Annotated in this window: 16 protein-coding genes; 10 read left to right on the forward strand and 6 right to left on the reverse strand. The window is 63.8% G+C overall.

The features are described 5' to 3' along the window. The first annotated feature begins 141 nt into the window (after positions 1-141). A complete protein-coding gene (locus tag PQR32_RS03395; protein ID WP_408222255.1) occupies positions 142-540 on the forward strand; it encodes a VOC family protein in 399 nt (132 codons plus the stop codon). A 156-nt stretch (positions 541-696) separates the two neighbouring features. Next, positions 697-1,623 (forward strand): polyphosphate kinase 2, encoded by a 927-nt coding sequence (gene ppk2, locus PQR32_RS03400; protein WP_408222257.1) that lies wholly within the window; start codon positions 697-699, stop codon positions 1,621-1,623. Positions 1,624-1,730: 107 nt separating this feature from the next. On the opposite strand, the gene PQR32_RS03405 is transcribed toward ppk2, so the two are convergent. Both PQR32_RS03405 and PQR32_RS03410 read right to left on the reverse strand, forming a co-directional pair. Beyond that, complete coding sequence (locus tag PQR32_RS03405) at positions 1,731-3,317, reverse strand: inorganic phosphate transporter (protein ID WP_408222259.1); 1,587 nt, start codon at positions 3,315-3,317, stop codon at positions 1,731-1,733. Between the two features lie 204 nt (positions 3,318-3,521). Then, the gene (locus PQR32_RS03410; RefSeq protein WP_408222261.1) at positions 3,522-4,115 is read right to left on the reverse strand and encodes a short chain dehydrogenase; all 594 of its coding nucleotides are present in this window, start codon (positions 4,113-4,115) and stop codon (positions 3,522-3,524) included. Positions 4,116-4,388: 273 nt separating this feature from the next. On the opposite strand from PQR32_RS03410, the gene PQR32_RS03415 reads away from it, so the two are divergent. Beyond that, the gene (locus PQR32_RS03415; protein ID WP_408222263.1) at positions 4,389-5,270 is read left to right on the forward strand and encodes a CHAD domain-containing protein; all 882 of its coding nucleotides are present in this window, start codon (positions 4,389-4,391) and stop codon (positions 5,268-5,270) included. 125 nt (positions 5,271-5,395) lie between these two features. Further along, positions 5,396-5,635, forward strand: coding sequence for a hypothetical protein (locus tag PQR32_RS03420; protein ID WP_408222469.1), 240 nt, complete (start codon positions 5,396-5,398; stop codon positions 5,633-5,635). A 33-nt stretch (positions 5,636-5,668) separates the two neighbouring features. Here PQR32_RS03420 and PQR32_RS03425 read toward each other — a convergent pair whose 3' ends face one another. Then, complete coding sequence (locus tag PQR32_RS03425) at positions 5,669-6,712, reverse strand: VTT domain-containing protein (protein ID WP_408222457.1); 1,044 nt, start codon at positions 6,710-6,712, stop codon at positions 5,669-5,671. Positions 6,713-7,025: 313 nt separating this feature from the next. Here PQR32_RS03425 and PQR32_RS03430 point away from each other — a divergent pair, with 313 nt between their 5' ends. After that, positions 7,026-7,931: a DMT family transporter gene (locus tag PQR32_RS03430; protein ID WP_408222265.1), complete on the forward strand. Its 906-nt coding sequence runs from the start codon at positions 7,026-7,028 to the stop codon at positions 7,929-7,931. 27 nt (positions 7,932-7,958) lie between these two features. Here the strand turns inward: PQR32_RS03430 and folE are convergent, their stop codons facing one another. After that, on the reverse strand, positions 7,959-8,597 hold the full coding sequence (gene folE / locus PQR32_RS03435; RefSeq protein ID WP_408222267.1) for a GTP cyclohydrolase I FolE: 639 nt from the start codon (positions 8,595-8,597) through the stop codon (positions 7,959-7,961). Between the two features lie 149 nt (positions 8,598-8,746). After that, positions 8,747-9,676, reverse strand: coding sequence for a LysR family transcriptional regulator (locus PQR32_RS03440; protein WP_408222269.1), 930 nt, complete (start codon positions 9,674-9,676; stop codon positions 8,747-8,749). 383 nt (positions 9,677-10,059) lie between these two features. Here PQR32_RS03440 and PQR32_RS03445 point away from each other — a divergent pair, with 383 nt between their 5' ends. The 5 genes from PQR32_RS03445 to pcaC all read left to right on the forward strand — a co-directional run bounded on the left by PQR32_RS03445 (position 10,060) and on the right by pcaC (position 14,113). Beyond that, complete coding sequence (locus PQR32_RS03445) at positions 10,060-10,767, forward strand: 3-oxoacid CoA-transferase subunit A (protein WP_408222271.1); 708 nt, start codon at positions 10,060-10,062, stop codon at positions 10,765-10,767. A gap of 13 nt (positions 10,768-10,780) precedes the next feature. Continuing rightward, complete coding sequence (locus PQR32_RS03450) at positions 10,781-11,440, forward strand: 3-oxoacid CoA-transferase subunit B (protein ID WP_408222273.1); 660 nt, start codon at positions 10,781-10,783, stop codon at positions 11,438-11,440. 107 nt (positions 11,441-11,547) lie between these two features. Further along, entirely contained in the window at positions 11,548-12,927 is a 1,380-nt protein-coding gene (locus tag PQR32_RS03455) for a 3-carboxy-cis,cis-muconate cycloisomerase (protein WP_408222275.1), read from the forward strand. A gap of 5 nt (positions 12,928-12,932) precedes the next feature. Further along, a complete protein-coding gene (pcaD, locus tag PQR32_RS03460) occupies positions 12,933-13,724 on the forward strand; it encodes a 3-oxoadipate enol-lactonase (RefSeq protein WP_408222277.1) in 792 nt (263 codons plus the stop codon). Continuing rightward, on the forward strand, positions 13,721-14,113 hold the full coding sequence (pcaC, locus tag PQR32_RS03465) for a 4-carboxymuconolactone decarboxylase (RefSeq protein WP_408222279.1): 393 nt from the start codon (positions 13,721-13,723) through the stop codon (positions 14,111-14,113). The genes pcaD and pcaC overlap by 4 nt, the downstream gene beginning before the upstream one ends. 53 nt (positions 14,114-14,166) lie before the next feature. Here pcaC and PQR32_RS03470 read toward each other — a convergent pair whose 3' ends face one another. After that, on the reverse strand, positions 14,167-14,898 hold the full coding sequence (locus PQR32_RS03470; protein WP_408222281.1) for a TetR/AcrR family transcriptional regulator: 732 nt from the start codon (positions 14,896-14,898) through the stop codon (positions 14,167-14,169). Positions 14,899-15,042: the final 144 nt, after the last annotated feature.

The following is a 15,042-nucleotide window of genomic DNA, read 5'->3' on the forward strand; positions in this document are numbered from 1 at the left end:
TGCCCGCGAGGCGCGCCGCGGCGGCGCGGCCTGTGAGACACTTTCCGAATGAAGCCAGCCCGCGCGAGCACCGCGGCCAACGGCACGGCATGCACCGTGCTGGGCACGTGAGACGCCCGCCATGCCAAGGAGACAGCCGCTATGAACTCATCCGCCACGTCAGCTTCGTCGACCGGGGCTGCCGAACCGCAAATCGAATCGATCAGCGCCATCACGCTTGCCACCCGCGAGATGCCGCGCGCTGTGCTGTTTTACGAAGCGCTCGGGTTTCCGATGAAATTCGGTGGTCCGCAGGAGGCGTTTACATCGTTTGCGTTCGGCGGTTCGTATCTGAATCTGATCGTCGACACGCGTGCGCCGGTCGCCTGGTGGGGCCGCGTGATCATCTATGTCTCCGACGTCGACGCGATCTATCGCAAAGCGCTGGCGGCGGGGCTGAAGCCGTCGCTCGAACCGTCCGATGCGCCGTGGGGCGAGCGCTATTTCCACATCACCGATCCTGACGGCCATGAAATCAGCTTCGCTAAGCCGTTGCGCTAGCGCCGGGCAACCGGGCGAAACTCGCTATCATGGACATCGACCGGGCGCGCCGCCGCGCTGGTAACACGGCTGACACCTGCCGCTTCGATAATCGAACGCGTCCGCGTCGCGTTTGCCGCCGCGCGCCTAACCATTTCCGTTGCCAGGAGAGCCGCAATGAAAGAGCAGGATCCGAGACCCGAAGCCGAATTGATGGCCGAGCGCCAGCGCCGTTTCGAAGAGGACCTGATCGACGCGTACGACGAGGAACTCGAGATGGAGGTCGATGACCGCATCATCGACGGCGCGGACGGCTTTACGCCCGAGCATCGCGAGGCGCGCAAGATGTACTTCCGCGAGCTGTTCCGGCTGCAGGGCGAACTCGTCAAATTGCAGGACTGGATCGTGCAGACCGGCCATCGCCTCGTGGTGATTTTCGAGGGGCGCGATGCGGCCGGCAAGGGGGGCGCGATCAAACGCATCACGCAACGGCTCAATCCGCGGGTGTGCCGCGTGGCCGCGCTGCCCGCGCCGAACAACCGCGAACGCACGCAATGGTATTTCCAGCGCTACGTGTCGCATCTGCCGGCCGGCGGTGAAATGGTGCTGTTCGATCGCAGTTGGTACAACCGCGCGGGCGTCGAACGCGTGATGAATTTTTGCAGCGACGAAGAATACGAAGAGTTCTTCCGTTCGGTGCCGGAATTCGAAAAGATGCTGGCGCGCAGCGGCGTGCAGATTCTCAAGTACTGGTTTTCGATTACCGATGAAGAACAGGAAATCCGCTTTCAGAACCGCATTCACGACCCGCTGAAGCAGTGGAAGCTGAGTCCCATGGACCTCGAAAGCCGCCGCCGCTGGGAAGCCTATACGCAGGCCAAGGAAGTCATGCTGCAGCGCTCGCACATTCCCGAAGCGCCTTGGTGGGTCGTACAGGCGGTCGACAAGAAGCGGGCGCGCCTGAACTGCATCCATCATTTGCTGAGCCAGGTGCCGTATCACGAGATCGAGCATTCGACTATCGAATTGCCCGCGCGTGTCTATCACGACGAATACAGCCGCCAGCCGGTGCCGTCGTCGATGATCGTGCCTGAGCTGTATTGATCGATCAGCATACCGGTCGATGAAATGAAAAAAGCGCGGCCGCGAGCCGCGCTTTTTTATGCCGGGCGAACGGCGCGGCCGGTTCAGGACCCGGCCGCCGCGTGAGCTTAAAACACCGCCCGGAACACCCAGTACAAGCCGGCCGCCAGCGCGATCGAAACCGGCAGCGTCAGCACCCAGGCGAGAATCAGGCTGCGCACCGTGCCCCATTGCAGGCCGGAACCATTGGCCGCCATTGTGCCCGCCACGCCCGAAGAGAGCACGTGCGTCGTGGAGACCGGCAGGCCGTACATGTCGGCGGCGCCGATCGTCAGCATCGCCACCAGTTCAGCCGATGCACCCTGTCCATAGGTCAGATGCTGTTTGCCGATCTTCTCGCCGACCGTCACGACGATGCGCTTCCATCCCACCATCGTGCCGAGACCGAGGGCGATCGCCACCGCGACCTTGACCCACGTCGGAATGAATTTGGTGGCGTGATCGGTTTGCGCCTTGAAGTTGCCGATTGCTTTGGCGTCTTCCGGCGAGAAAGCCGGTTGCTTGTTTTTGGCCATCAGGCGAATCGCTTCGGAGGCCACGTACATGTTGTTGCGCACGTTGTCCACGATGCCTTGCGGCACCGCCGCCATCGAGCCCGACGAGCTGACCTGGCCGGCAATGATATCGGTCAGTTGCTGCAAGGCCGGCAAGGTCGCGGGCGTCAACTGGTGAGTGCGCACGTAGGCTTCGACATCGGCACGCGGATTGGCCGAGGGCGCGGCGCCTTGGGTGTATTTGGCGAGCGTCGTCGAGGTTTCATGCGCGACGGCGAGGAAGGTTTGCGTTTCCGCCGGCGTCACCGCCTTGTTCAGCGCATAGGCCGTCGGCACCGTGCCGATCAGGATCAGCATGATGAGGCCCATGCCTTTCTGGCCGTCGTTCGAGCCGTGCGCGAACGAGACGCCCGTGCAGGTCAGGATCAGCAGGCTGCGGATCCAGAACGGCGGCGGCTCCTTGCCCTTCGGCTCGGCATACAAAGCGGGAATGCGCACCACGGCTTTCAGGATCAGCAGCAGCAAACCCGCTGCGAGAAAGCCCACCAGCGGCGAAAACAGCAGGGACTTGCCTACGCCGAGCGCCTGATTCCAGTCCACGCCGCTCGTGCCGTCGGTGCCATGCATCAGTTGATTCATCAGGCCGACACCGATGATCGAGCCGATCAGCGTGTGCGAGCTCGACGACGGCAGTCCGAACCACCATGTGCCGAGATTCCAGATGATCGCCGCGATCAGCAAGGCGAAAACCATCGCGAAACCCGCGCTGCTGCCGACCTGCAAGATCAGTTCGACGGGCAGCAGTTGCAGAATGCCGAAAGCGACCGCGCCGCTCGACGTCAGCACGCCGAGAAAATTCCAGCCGCCCGACCACACCACGGCCAGATTCGGCGCGAGCGAATGCGTGTAGATCACGGTCGCGACCGCGTTCGCCGTATCGTGAAAGCCGTTGACGAACTCAAAACCCAGCGCGATCAGCAGCGCAATGCCGAGCAGCAGGTAAGGCAGAACCGAGCTTTCGCGAACGGGCTGCAGATCGTCCATTAAGTGCACAGCGCAATAAACCGCGCCCACCAGTATCACGGCGAGGAAAATGACGAGGCTGATGTTGCGCCCCTTTCCGCTAGCAGTGCCTGATTGTGGATACGAAAGTTCCGGCATGACGTGAGCCCCAAAGTTGTCGCGGAGTTTCCGATCCTGCGGGGCGTGTGTGTCGTAATGATGACAACCGCGTGACGCCGGCGCATGACGCGGTGGCGCGGGCGTGCGCGCGGCCACCGGCCGCGCACCGCCTCGACGCAGCGGTTTAGGGTTGTCGGATCCTGATGCTCAGATGTCCGAAAAGAACTGAAGCGAGTGGTCTAGCTAAGAAGCGGAGAACACTTCGCCGCTTGCGCTGCCACCCAGGCTGCGCTTGTACGCTTGCGCGACGACGGCAGCCGGCACGCCTTGCGACGGATCGCGGCCCATCGACGCGAGCGTCTCGGCGACCCAGCCGGGGCTGACCACATTCACGCGGGCTTTGCCGCGCAATTCGAGTGCCGCCGAACGCACGAACGCTTCCACGCCGGCATTCACGATGCTGACGGCCGCGCTGCCTTCCATCGGCTGCTGCGCGAGTGTGCCGCTCGTCAGCGTGAAGCACGCGCCTTGCGACACGTGAACCGCGCCACATCGCACGAGATTGACCTGACCCATCAATTTGTTGGCAAGACTGAACGAGAAATCTTCGTCGGAGAGCGAGGCGAGCTGGGCGAACTTTGCTGCGCCGGCGGTGCAGATGACCGCATCGAGTGCGCCGGCTTGCTGATACATCGACTCGATGCTGGGTTTGTTCGACAGGTCCACGTGCAGATCGGAACCCTTGCGGCTCGCGGTGACGATGTCGTGTTCGGCGGCGAGCAGCTTGACTACTTCGCCGCCGATCAGACCCGTCGCACCGACAATCAGTATTCGCATACAACCTCCTGTGAGTGGGCCCCCGTGTATCGACTGCCTTCATTGGACTGCGGCGCCAGTTTCGTCGCTGAGCGCCGACGCATCTGTTAAAGATAGTCGCTCCAGGGCGCGATGCCATCGAAGGGAGAAAAAAGGAACAAGCCCGCCACAAGGTGCATGAATCGTGCGTTGGATCATGCGTGGGCGCTACGGATCGCGACGAAATAGCCGCGCGAATATGCGCCAGGACCTTTTTTTGCTAGTCTGTGGATACGGTGTTTTCATGGGGCTTCAATGAAGCACGATAAGCTGAAAGTCGATAAACGACCCGCTGACGGCGATCCAGCGGCCGGCGCGCACTCTGCGCAAGTGGCTTTCGCTTCGTATGCGGCGCCTCTCGTCGATCACGCGATCGAATACGCCAACGCGGTGCGCGAAGACGCGTCGCCGGAAGCGCTGCATAAATTGCGTGTCTCGCTGCGCCGTTTGCGCTCCTTATGGTGGGCCTTCGAGCCGTTGCTCGAAAAAGGCGAGAATACGCGGCAACGTGCGCTATATAAGTATCTGGCCACGGCCGCCGGCAAAACGCGCGACTGGGACATTCTGATTGAATTACTGATACGCGACGACAACGGCGCACGCAGCGGCACGGGCGAAATAGCGCCCAGACTCCAGGACGCTCGCGACGCCGCGTTGTCGACAAGCCGCGAAACGCTCTCGAACGCCGACGTCAAGCATCTGCTGCGCGAAGCCTTGTCCAGCGCGTCCAAAGAATTGAATACCGCGCACGAACGCATGCCGCTGCGGAAATTCGCCGAGAAACGCGTGGCCGCTTCTGAACGGTCGTTGAAGAAGCGGATGAAACGCGCGCGTCGTGCGAAGCGCTCCAACTACGTTGCCTTCCACAATGTCAGGAAGGCGGGAAAGAAGCTGCGCTATCTGCTCGAGTTTTTCGAGCCCGTCCTGAACAGCGGGCGCAAACGCACGCTCAAACGCCTGAAGCAGATTCAAAAACGTTTCGGAACGCTGAACGATGTGGTCGCAAGCGAGATGTTGCTGCGCGACAATGCCGCCTTGCTCGCCGGCTCCGGCGACACCGATGCGGCGCTTCACTGGCTCGGCAAGGAGCGCAAACGCCGGATGCGTTCGGCGGCCGGACTGTTGCGCAAACTATGATGTGGCCCGCATCTTTGCGCGCGGCCGCGAACGAACTGGCACGAATCGCATCCGAATAAGAACATTGGCCGCGCGTCCGCACAGGTTGGGTCGTGCGGATCGTCTGCGAAGGAGGTGATGCGCACGTGGCACGTCAAACGCTTTCGCTGCGTCGGCGCTGGCGCAAGAGGTTGCGCGCCTATGGCGCCGGCGTATCGCGATACGTGGGTAATCACCCGTTTTTTGCGGGGATGGCCGGCGCCAACGCACTCGATCTGCTGGCCGCAGCCGACCGGCAGCTGTACGCCGCCAAGGCGGCCGGCCGCAATCGCGTCAGTTCGGCAATGTGGGCCGAACGCCCAATGAGCCAGCATTCCCCGACTTAAGCGGTACCCAGGCTGAACCGCGGCCGGCGCGGCTCAGGTGCCTTGCGTGCTGCGCGGCGCAAAGCCGCGCAACGTGATCGCGCCGCGCGCTTCACCGCGCGATTCCGGCGCCCGGTTGCCGGTGATCAGCTCGTCGGCCGGTGCAAGCGGTTCGACTGGAAAGCCGCGCCGCTGCCAGGCATCGAGGCCGCCCCTCAGCGCGCGAATCCGCGTGTAGCCGTTGTGACGCATGCGTTGCGTGATCTCGACGGCGGTCGCGCTGTCCGGGCAAATGCAATAGATCACCATGTCGTACGTCCGCAGTGCGCCGTCGATCTGCTCCGGCGAGTGTGGATCGAGCGCGAGCGCGCCGGGAATACGGCACGGCGCTTCGAGCGAGGGCGCTTGCGGGCGGGCATCGAGCACCTTGGGCGGCGCAATGCGGCGCCAGCCGCCGGCTGCCCGTGCCGCCGCGGCTGAGGTGGCATCCGCGAAACGGCGGCGTTCGCGGCGTCGTTGCTGCAGACGGAAGACGAGATACACAAGAGCCGTGGCCAGCAAAATGTCGATGACAGTCCCGCCCCGGGCTTTGACGAACTCGAGCAGCATATGCAACTGCCGTTCCGCGGCGGCGCCGCCGAGCAGCCAGAAGGCGGCCCACGCCAAGGCGCCGGCAAAGTCCCAGGCCGCATAGATGCGGGCGTCGACGGCGGTCGTGCCCATCAGCGGCGGGGTGATGAGCGCGAGTCCGGGGACGAACTTCGAAATCGACACGAGCGGCACGCCGAAGCGCTCGAACAGCGCGCGCGCTTTGTCGACCTTGGAATCGACGGCGGGCGAAATCCGGCCGAGGGCGGCGATCAGCTTGCGGCCATACAGTCGGCCCGCCGTGAACCAGGCGCCGTCGCCCATCAGCGCGCCGAGCACGGCGGCGCCGAGGACCGGCCAGAAGGACAGGGTGCCGGCGGCGATCGCGGAGCCCGCGAAGAGCAGCACGGGCACTGCGGGGATCGGCACGCCGAGGCGCGTCAACAGGACGTTGAGGAACACGACCGCGCCGCCCCAGGTTGACACCGCCGAAGACGGAAATTCTACCAATTGAGGAACTCCTGTTTTTGCGGTTGAGCCGGCGTGCTGGGGGGCCTTTTCAGGCGGTTGCAAAGCGCGTACCCGGGCGGCCTGTGGCGGGCCTGTGTGGGCCCGTGTGTCGGCCTGGTGGTCGGCTTTCATTCGAGCGGCGTTCCGTTCGCTCAGGATACTCGATCGATTTGGCGCCGGGCGAGCATTGACGGCGTCATCGTGATCCAGCTGACCTGGTTCATTGACTCGTTCTGTCTCTGCAATTTCGTTCAAGACCGCCGCTCGCCATGCCTTTACTCTGCGTGCTCGATCCAACGAACAGGACAGCACCATGAACTCGCGGCACGCCGGATATCTGTTTTGCGCGCTGGCCATGATCGGCGTCGGCAGCACGGTGGTGGTCAGCAAATCGATCGCGGCCGGACTGCCGCCGTTCAGCGCGACCGCGCTGCGCTTCGCGATTGCCTTTCCGTTGTTCGTGCTGGTGATGCGTTGGCGAGGCGTGCGCTGGCCGCGTCTGGACCGGCGCGATACCTTGCTCGTCATCGCCCAGGCGGGCGCGGGCAGCGTCGGCTATACGGTGTTGCTGATCAGCGGGATGAAACTCGCCTCGGCTGCCGATGCCGGCGTGATTGCCGGCACCTTGCCGGCTGTGTCGGCCGGCGTCGCCATGCTCGCACTCGGCGAGCGCCCCGCGCCGCCGTTGATCGGCGCGATCCTGCTGGCGACGGCGGGCGTGCTGGTGTGCACCGTGCATCCCGGCGAGTTCACCGCGCCGCATGCGGCGAGTTCGCTGGCGGGCAACGCGCTCGTGTTCCTCGCGATCGTCTGCGAGGCGCTGTTCATTCTGCTCAATCGCAAGCTGCGCACGGCGGTGGCGCCGCTGCCGCTGTCGGCGTTGATGTGCGGCATCGGCTTCGCGGTGGCGATCGTGCCGGCCTGCTTCGAGAAACCATGGGCTTTGCCGGCCGATGCGGGCGCACTCGGCGGCGTGTTGTATTACGCGCTGGTGCCGACCGTGGCGGGCTTCGTGCTCTGGTATGCGGGGGCCGCGCGAATCAGTGGCGCGGAGGCGGGTTTGATGACCGCACTCGTGCCGGTGAGCGCGGTGGCATTGGCCGCGATGGTGTTGGGCGAGCCCGTCAGCGCGGCACAACTGGCCGGTGTCGCGTGCGTGCTGGGTGCGGTGTTGCTGGCCACCTTCAGGCAGAGGCGCACGAGGCGCAGCGCAGCATGAGGCGCGGACGGCGCGCTTCCGCTCCGCTCAGGTATTGGCGACGGCCACCACGCCCGGATTGCCGACGATCGACAGAAACTCGCGACGCGTCGACGGGTCCGTGCGGAACGTGCCGAGCATGCGCGAAGTGACCATGGTCACGCCGGCCTTGTGCACACCGCGCGTCGACATGCACTGATGCGCAGCTTCGAGAATCACGCCGACGCCTGCCGGCTGCAGCACTTCGTTCAAGGTGTCGGCGATCTGCACCGTCATCTTTTCCTGGATCTGCAGGCGCTTGGCGAACGCGTCGACGAGACGCGCCAGCTTGGAGATGCCGACCACGCGATGCTGGGGCAGATACGCCACGTGCGCGCGGCCGATGATCGGCACCATGTGATGTTCGCAATAGCTTTCGAAGCGGATGTCTTTCAGCACGATCATCTCGTCGTAGCCGTCCACTTCGGAGAAGGTGCGCGCAAGGATCTCGCGCGGATCGACCTGGTAGCCCGCGTAAAACTCCTCGTATGAGCGCACCACGCGCGCCGGTGTATCGATCAGACCTTCACGCGCCGGATCGTCGCCGGCCCAGCGCAGCAGCACGCGAACCGCTGCTTCTGCTTCCTCGCGGCTCGGGCGCTCGGCTACGGCTGTGGGTTTGGTTTTCTTCGCCTTGCTGCTGGTCATCCGTCGCTCCTCCGGGATCGCGCGTCGGCGCTGTACGGAGCGCGCGGGTTCAATGAGTGCGGCCATTGTTCCATGTTTTGTGCCGCGTCGTGGCTATGTCCCTCTTTGCTGTCAGGGCGCACCGTCAAGCCGCGCTGATTGGCCGCCGCTCATTTGGGCCATTCGTCCATCGCGTCATTGAACAGTTCGGCAACCACGCCACGTAGCCAACTCCCGCGCGGATCGTTATGAAACTTGCGATGCCAATGCTGCCGCAGATCGAAATGCGGCAACGGCAGCGGCGGCTCGACCAGGGTGATCGACGCATGCTCCGACACGTACGCGAAGCCGATCGCGTGCGGCACGGTCGCCAGCAGATCGGTGCGTGCAAGGATGAACGGCAGGCTCATGAAGTGAGGCGTTTCGAGCACGGCGCGACGCTTGATGCGCTTCTTTTCCAGGTATTGCTCGAGGACTTCCTGGCTGCGTCCTTCCGCCCGCACGACGGCATGACCGGAAGCTACATACTGCGCCAGCGTGAGCGGCGCCTTCGCCAATGGATGGCCCGTGCGCATCAGGCAGATGAAGCGATGGCTGAAGAGCCGTTGCTGGAAGAAGTTATTGCCCGCCAGATCAGGGAAATAGCCGATGGCAAGATCGACGTCGCCCGATTCGAGCCCGCGTTCCACCTGCGACGGCGAGAGCGACACCGAGCGCAGATTCGCGAACGGCGCGCGTTCGGCGAACAGTTGCAGAAGCCGCGGCAGAAACACAATCTCGCCGACGTCGGAGAGCGCGATCGAGAAAGTATGAGTGCTGGTGGCCGGGTCGAATTCCTGCACATCGAGCATGCCTTTCTCGATGCGCAAGAGCGCGTCGCGCGCGGCGGGCAGGATGGCGAGCGCGCGCGGCGTGGGCTCCATACCTTTGGACGTGCGCACGAAGAGCGGATCGTCGAAATACTCGCGCAATTTTCCCAGCGCGGTGCTCACGCGTGGCTGACTCACGCCGAGCTGCTCGGCGGCGCGGCTGACATTGCGCGTGTCTTCCATCGCGACCAGGTAGGGGATCAGGTTCAGATCCAGATTTGTCTCAGACATGCTCGGTGACCTGCAGCGCGGGTGGCGTATTCGATATGCAGATAGAGGTTAGCCCAACAATCTCCCGTTTGGATAGTGCATTTCTCCGCTTTGGCCGCTCTGCCGGAACAACAAACCGGCATCGCATGCAGCGAGAACCTATGATTAAGGGGAATTCCCTGCCTTGACAACGTGCACGTAGGACAACCATAATCGCCTCAGCGTTCGCTAAACGAATCCATGTTCATATAACGAACAAATTTGAAGCGAGCAAACTAACGGCGCCAGCTTCGCATCGCACCTGGCGAGCCGCCGCCGGCATCGGCCCGGAGACCGTCCCGCTCGAGCCCTGCCCGCAAGGCAGCCAGCCTGGCGGCACGCAGCGCCCCAAAAGGAAATTCGACATGATCAACAAGATTTTCGAGTCACTTCAATCGGCGGTCGCCGATGTCAACGACGGCGCGACCGTCATGATCGGCGGCTTCGGCACGGCCGGCATGCCGTCGGAGTTGATCGACGCGCTCATCGACCAGGGCGCGCGCGAGCTCACCATCGTCAACAACAATGCCGGTAACGGCGACATCGGGTTGGCTGCGCTGCTCAAAGCCAAGCGCGTGCGCAAGATCATCTGCTCGTTCCCGCGCCAAACCGATTCGTATGTGTTCGACGCGTTGTATCGCGCCGGAGAGATCGAACTCGAACTGGTGCCGCAGGGCAATCTGGCGGAGCGTATTCGCGCGGCGGGCGCGGGCATCGGCGGCTTCTTCACGCCGACCGGTTACGGCACCAAGCTCGCCGAAGGCAAGGAAACCCGTTTGATCGACGGCCGGCACTATGTGCTGGAGGCGCCGCTGCATGCGGACTTCGCGCTGATCAAGGCGTACAAGGGCGATCGCTGGGGCAATCTCACCTATCGCAAGACGGCTCGCAATTTTGGACCGATCATGGCAAGTGCGGCGAAAACCGCGATCGTGCAGGTGTCGCAAGTCGTGCCGCTCGGCGCGCTCGATCCGGAAAACATCGTGACGCCCGGCATTTTCGTGCAGCGCGTGATCGAAGTGCCGCAAGCGGCACACGCCCCGCTGCCCAATCCTCACGACGCTGCCGCCTGATTCGGAGACCGACATGAAAAAACTGACCCGCGATGAAATGGCCAAGCGCGTTGCGCTGGATATCCCCGAAGGCGCCTACGTGAACCTCGGCATCGGCGTGCCGACGCTGGTGGCCAACCACCTCGCCGCCGACAAGGAAATCTTCCTGCACAGCGAAAACGGCCTGCTCGGCATGGGCCCGGCGCCCGCCAAAGGCGAGGAAGACGACGAGCTGATCAACGCCGGCAAGCAGCACGTCACGCTGCTCACGGGCGGCGCGTACTTCCACCACGCGGATTCGTTCGCGATGATGCGCGGCGGCCATCTGGACTTCTGCGTGCTGGGCGCCTTCCAGGTGTCGGCCAAGGGTGATCTGGCAAACTGGCATACCGGCGCGCCCGACGCGATTCCGGCCGTCGGCGGCGCGATGGATCTGGCGATCGGCGCCAAGCAGGTCTATGTGATGATGGAACACCTGACCAAGCAGGGCGAGAGCAAGATCGCCGCTGAATGCACGTACCCGGTGACGGGCGTGGCTTGCGTCAACCGCATCTATACGGATCTGGCGATGATCGATGTGACCGATCAGGGTCTCGTGGTGCGCGAGATTTTCTCGGACATCGATTTCGACGCGCTGCACAAGCTGACCGGCGTGCCGCTGGTCGACGGCACGCAAGCGGCGCGCGCGGCTTAAAAGGCTGAGCGAGGCCGAGCGAGCCTGCAAGGCGAAGGCGCCGGCAGCCATGCCGACGTCTCGCGGTGTACTCTTCACTTCCGATCCCCTCGATCATCGACGTCATCATGCTCGAATCCAGCGCCCGTCTGACCGGCCTTCTTTGCGGCACGCAGCCGATGAACGACATCTGGGCGCCGCGCGCCACGCTGCAACGGATGCTCGATGTCGAAGCGGCGCTCGCGCGCGCGTCAGCCGCGCATCAAGTGATTCCTCAAACGGCGGTGGCCGCGATCGAAGCCGCCTGCCAGGCCGACCAACTCGATGCCGACGCGCTCGCACGGGACGCCGCGCTCGGCGGCAACCTGGCGATTCCGCTCGTCAAGCAACTCACCGCGCGCGTCAAGGCGGCCGACGCCGAAGCGTCGAAATACGTGCATTGGGGCGCCACGAGCCAGGACATCATCGACACGGCGACGGTGCTGCAATTGCGCGACACCTTCGATCTGCTCGACAGCAGCCTGCAAGCCACCTGCGACGCCGTGGCGAAACTCGCGGCCACCCATCGCGCCACGCCGATGATCGGCCGCACCTGGCTGCAGCAGGCGCTGCCCATCACGCTCGGCCTGAAATTCGCGCAATGGCTCGACGCGCTGCTGCGTCATCGCGAGCGACTCGAGGCGTTGCGCGCTCGCGTGCTGGTGCTGCAATTCGGCGGCGCGGCGGGCACGCTGGCGAGTCTGCGCGATGCCGCGCCGCAGGTCACGCAGTCGCTCGCAAAAGAACTCGGTCTTGCCGTGCCGACGCTGCCGTGGCATACGCAGCGCGATCGCATTGCCGAAACGGCGTCGCTGTTCGGCATGCTGATCGGCACCCTCGGCAAGATCGCGCGCGACATCTCACTGCAGATGCAAACCGAAATCGACGAACTCGCTGAACCGGCCGCGGCCGGCAAAGGCGGCTCGTCGACGATGCCGCACAAGCGCAATCCGGTCGGCTGCGCGGCCGTGCTGACGGCCGCCACGCGCGCGCCGGGGCTGGTCGCCACGGTGTTCGCCGGTATGGTGCAGGAGCACGAGCGCGCGCTCGGCGGCTGGCAAGCCGAGTGGGACGCGCTGCCGGACCTCGCGCGCCTCGCGGGCGGCGCGCTTGCCAACATCGAACAGATCGCCGCGGGACTGAACGTGAATGTGCCGCGCCTCGCCGCCAATCTCGACGTCACGCACGGCCTGATTCTCGGCGAAGCGGTGATGCTCGCGCTCGGCGACAGCATCGGCCGGCTCGACGCGCATCATCTGGTGGAGCGCGCATCGAAAGCCGCGATCCGCGACGGCCAAACGCTATTCGACGTGCTTGCCGCGGACCCGGCCGTCACCGCGCATCTTCCGCTCGAGCGCCTGAAGCAACTGCTCGATCCGGCTCAATACGTCGGCCAGGCGCACGCTTATGTGGACGCCGCGCTGGCACTTCACACCACGCGCTCGCAGCGCGACCATTCCAGGGAGTAACCGGCATGCCTTACGCCGCAGTCAACGGCACCGAGCTTCACTATCGAATCGACGGCGACCGTCACGGCAACGCGCCGTGGATTGTCTTGTCGAATTCGCTCGGCACCGATTTGTCCATGTGGGCGCCGCAAGTCGCGGCGCTGTCGAAACACTTTCGCGTGCTGCGCTACGACACGCGCGGCCATGGTCACTCGGAAGCGCCCAAAGGCCCGTACACGATCGAACAACTGACCGGCGACGTACTCGGCCTGATGGATACGCTGAAGATTGCCCGCGCGCATTTTTGCGGAATTTCCATGGGCGGTCTGACTGGCGTTGCACTGGCCGCGCGTCATGGCAACCGTTTCGAACGCGTCGTGCTGTGCAATACGGCGGCGCGCATCGGTTCGCCGGAAGTGTGGGTGCCACGCGCCGCGAAAGCGCGCACCGAAGGCATGCTCGCGCTGGCCAACGCCGTGCTGCCGCGCTGGTTCACGGCTGACTATATCGAGCGTGAGCCGGTGGTGCTGGCCCTGATTCGCGACGTGTTCGTGCACACCGACAAGGAAGGCTACGCGTCGAATTGCGACGCCATCGACGCCGCCGACCTGCGCCCCGAAGCGCCCGGCATCAAGCTGCCGGCGCTGGTGATCAGCGGCACGCACGATCTGGCCGCGACGCCGGCGCAAGGCCGCGAACTGGCGCAGTCGATTGCGGGCGCGCGTTACGTGGAACTGGACGCCTCGCATATTTCCAACATCGAGAAAGCCGACGCTTTCACGAAGACTGTGATCGATTTCCTGACGGAGCAGAAATGAACGACGAAGATCGCTATGAAGCCGGACTCGATGTGCGCCGCGCGGTGCTGGGCAGTGCGCACGTCGACCGGTCGCTTGCGAACCGTACTGAGTTGACGGAAGAGTTTCAGAATTTCATCACCCGTTATGCGTGGGGCGAAATCTGGACGCGTGATGGCTTGCCGCGTCACACGCGCAGCCTGCTGACCATCGCGATGATGGTTGCACTCAATCGTAGTGAAGAGCTCGCACTGCATCTGCGCGCCGCAAAAAACAACGGCGTGACGCGCGAGCAGATCAAGGAAGTGCTGCTGCAAACCGCGATCTATTGCGGCGTGCCGGCGGCGAATTCGGCTTTTCACCTCGCGGACAAGCTGTTCCGTGAAGACGACGCGGTGGCACAGCCCTAAGCTACGCCATCCATGATGAAGCAACGCGCGCCGGCAACACGGCGCGCGTTTTTTTATGCGGCGCCGCGCTCGTGTTCACGCTCGCCTTCACGCCGGTTCACCGGCACCGCTTCCGCCTCACCCGGCAAACCCGATCGTACCGCACGTAACACCGTGTCCTTGATGACCTCGCGCCAATGCGCGAGCGCCGCCTTGTCCATCATCGGCTCGCCGAGAAACGCGCCCAACGTGTACTGATTGGCGTTATAAAAATAGCCGAGCGACGCGATCATCAGATATACATCGCGCGCTTCGACGTCCGCACGAAAGACGTGCTGCGCCTGACCCGCGTCCAGTAACTTTTGCACCACCGAAATCGCGTAGCCGGAAATCTCCTTCAGCTTCAACGATTTCTTCGCGTGCTTGCCTTGGTGCAGGTTCTCGCTGGAGAGCAGCGTGACGAACTCGGGGTGATCGAGGTAATACTGCCAGACAAATTCGACCATCTGTTCGAGGCCATGCACGGGATCGGTCAGATCGAGATCGAGCTTGCTTTCCGCCTCGTTGAATTGCGTATAGATGGTTTCGAGAACTTCGACGAACAGTTGTTCCTTGCTGCCGAAGTAGTAGTAAATCATGCGATCGTGCGAGCGCGCCGCCTTCGAAATACTCTCCACGCGTCCGCTCGCATAGCCCTGCCTGGCAAAGACCTTGATGGCCGCTTTCAGAATCTTGGCGCGCGTGTCCTGCGCCTGTTTCGCACGGACGCCGGTAGCGCCCGGCTTGCGGGCGGCGGTGGGACTCATGGCGGTCTCGGATCTCCTGTTAGCGTCAGGTTGAACGGCATGCGCCGCCGCCGGCCAAGGCACGGACGCGCCTTCATCATACAGCCCACATGAACTGCTGCGGCATGCGCTGCGCGATCATTCACTTCGGCGTAGATTGAAGCG

The organism is Paraburkholderia dipogonis (genome assembly GCF_046027395.1).
GTDB classification, from domain to species: Bacteria; Pseudomonadota; Gammaproteobacteria; order Burkholderiales; family Burkholderiaceae; genus Paraburkholderia; species Paraburkholderia dipogonis_A.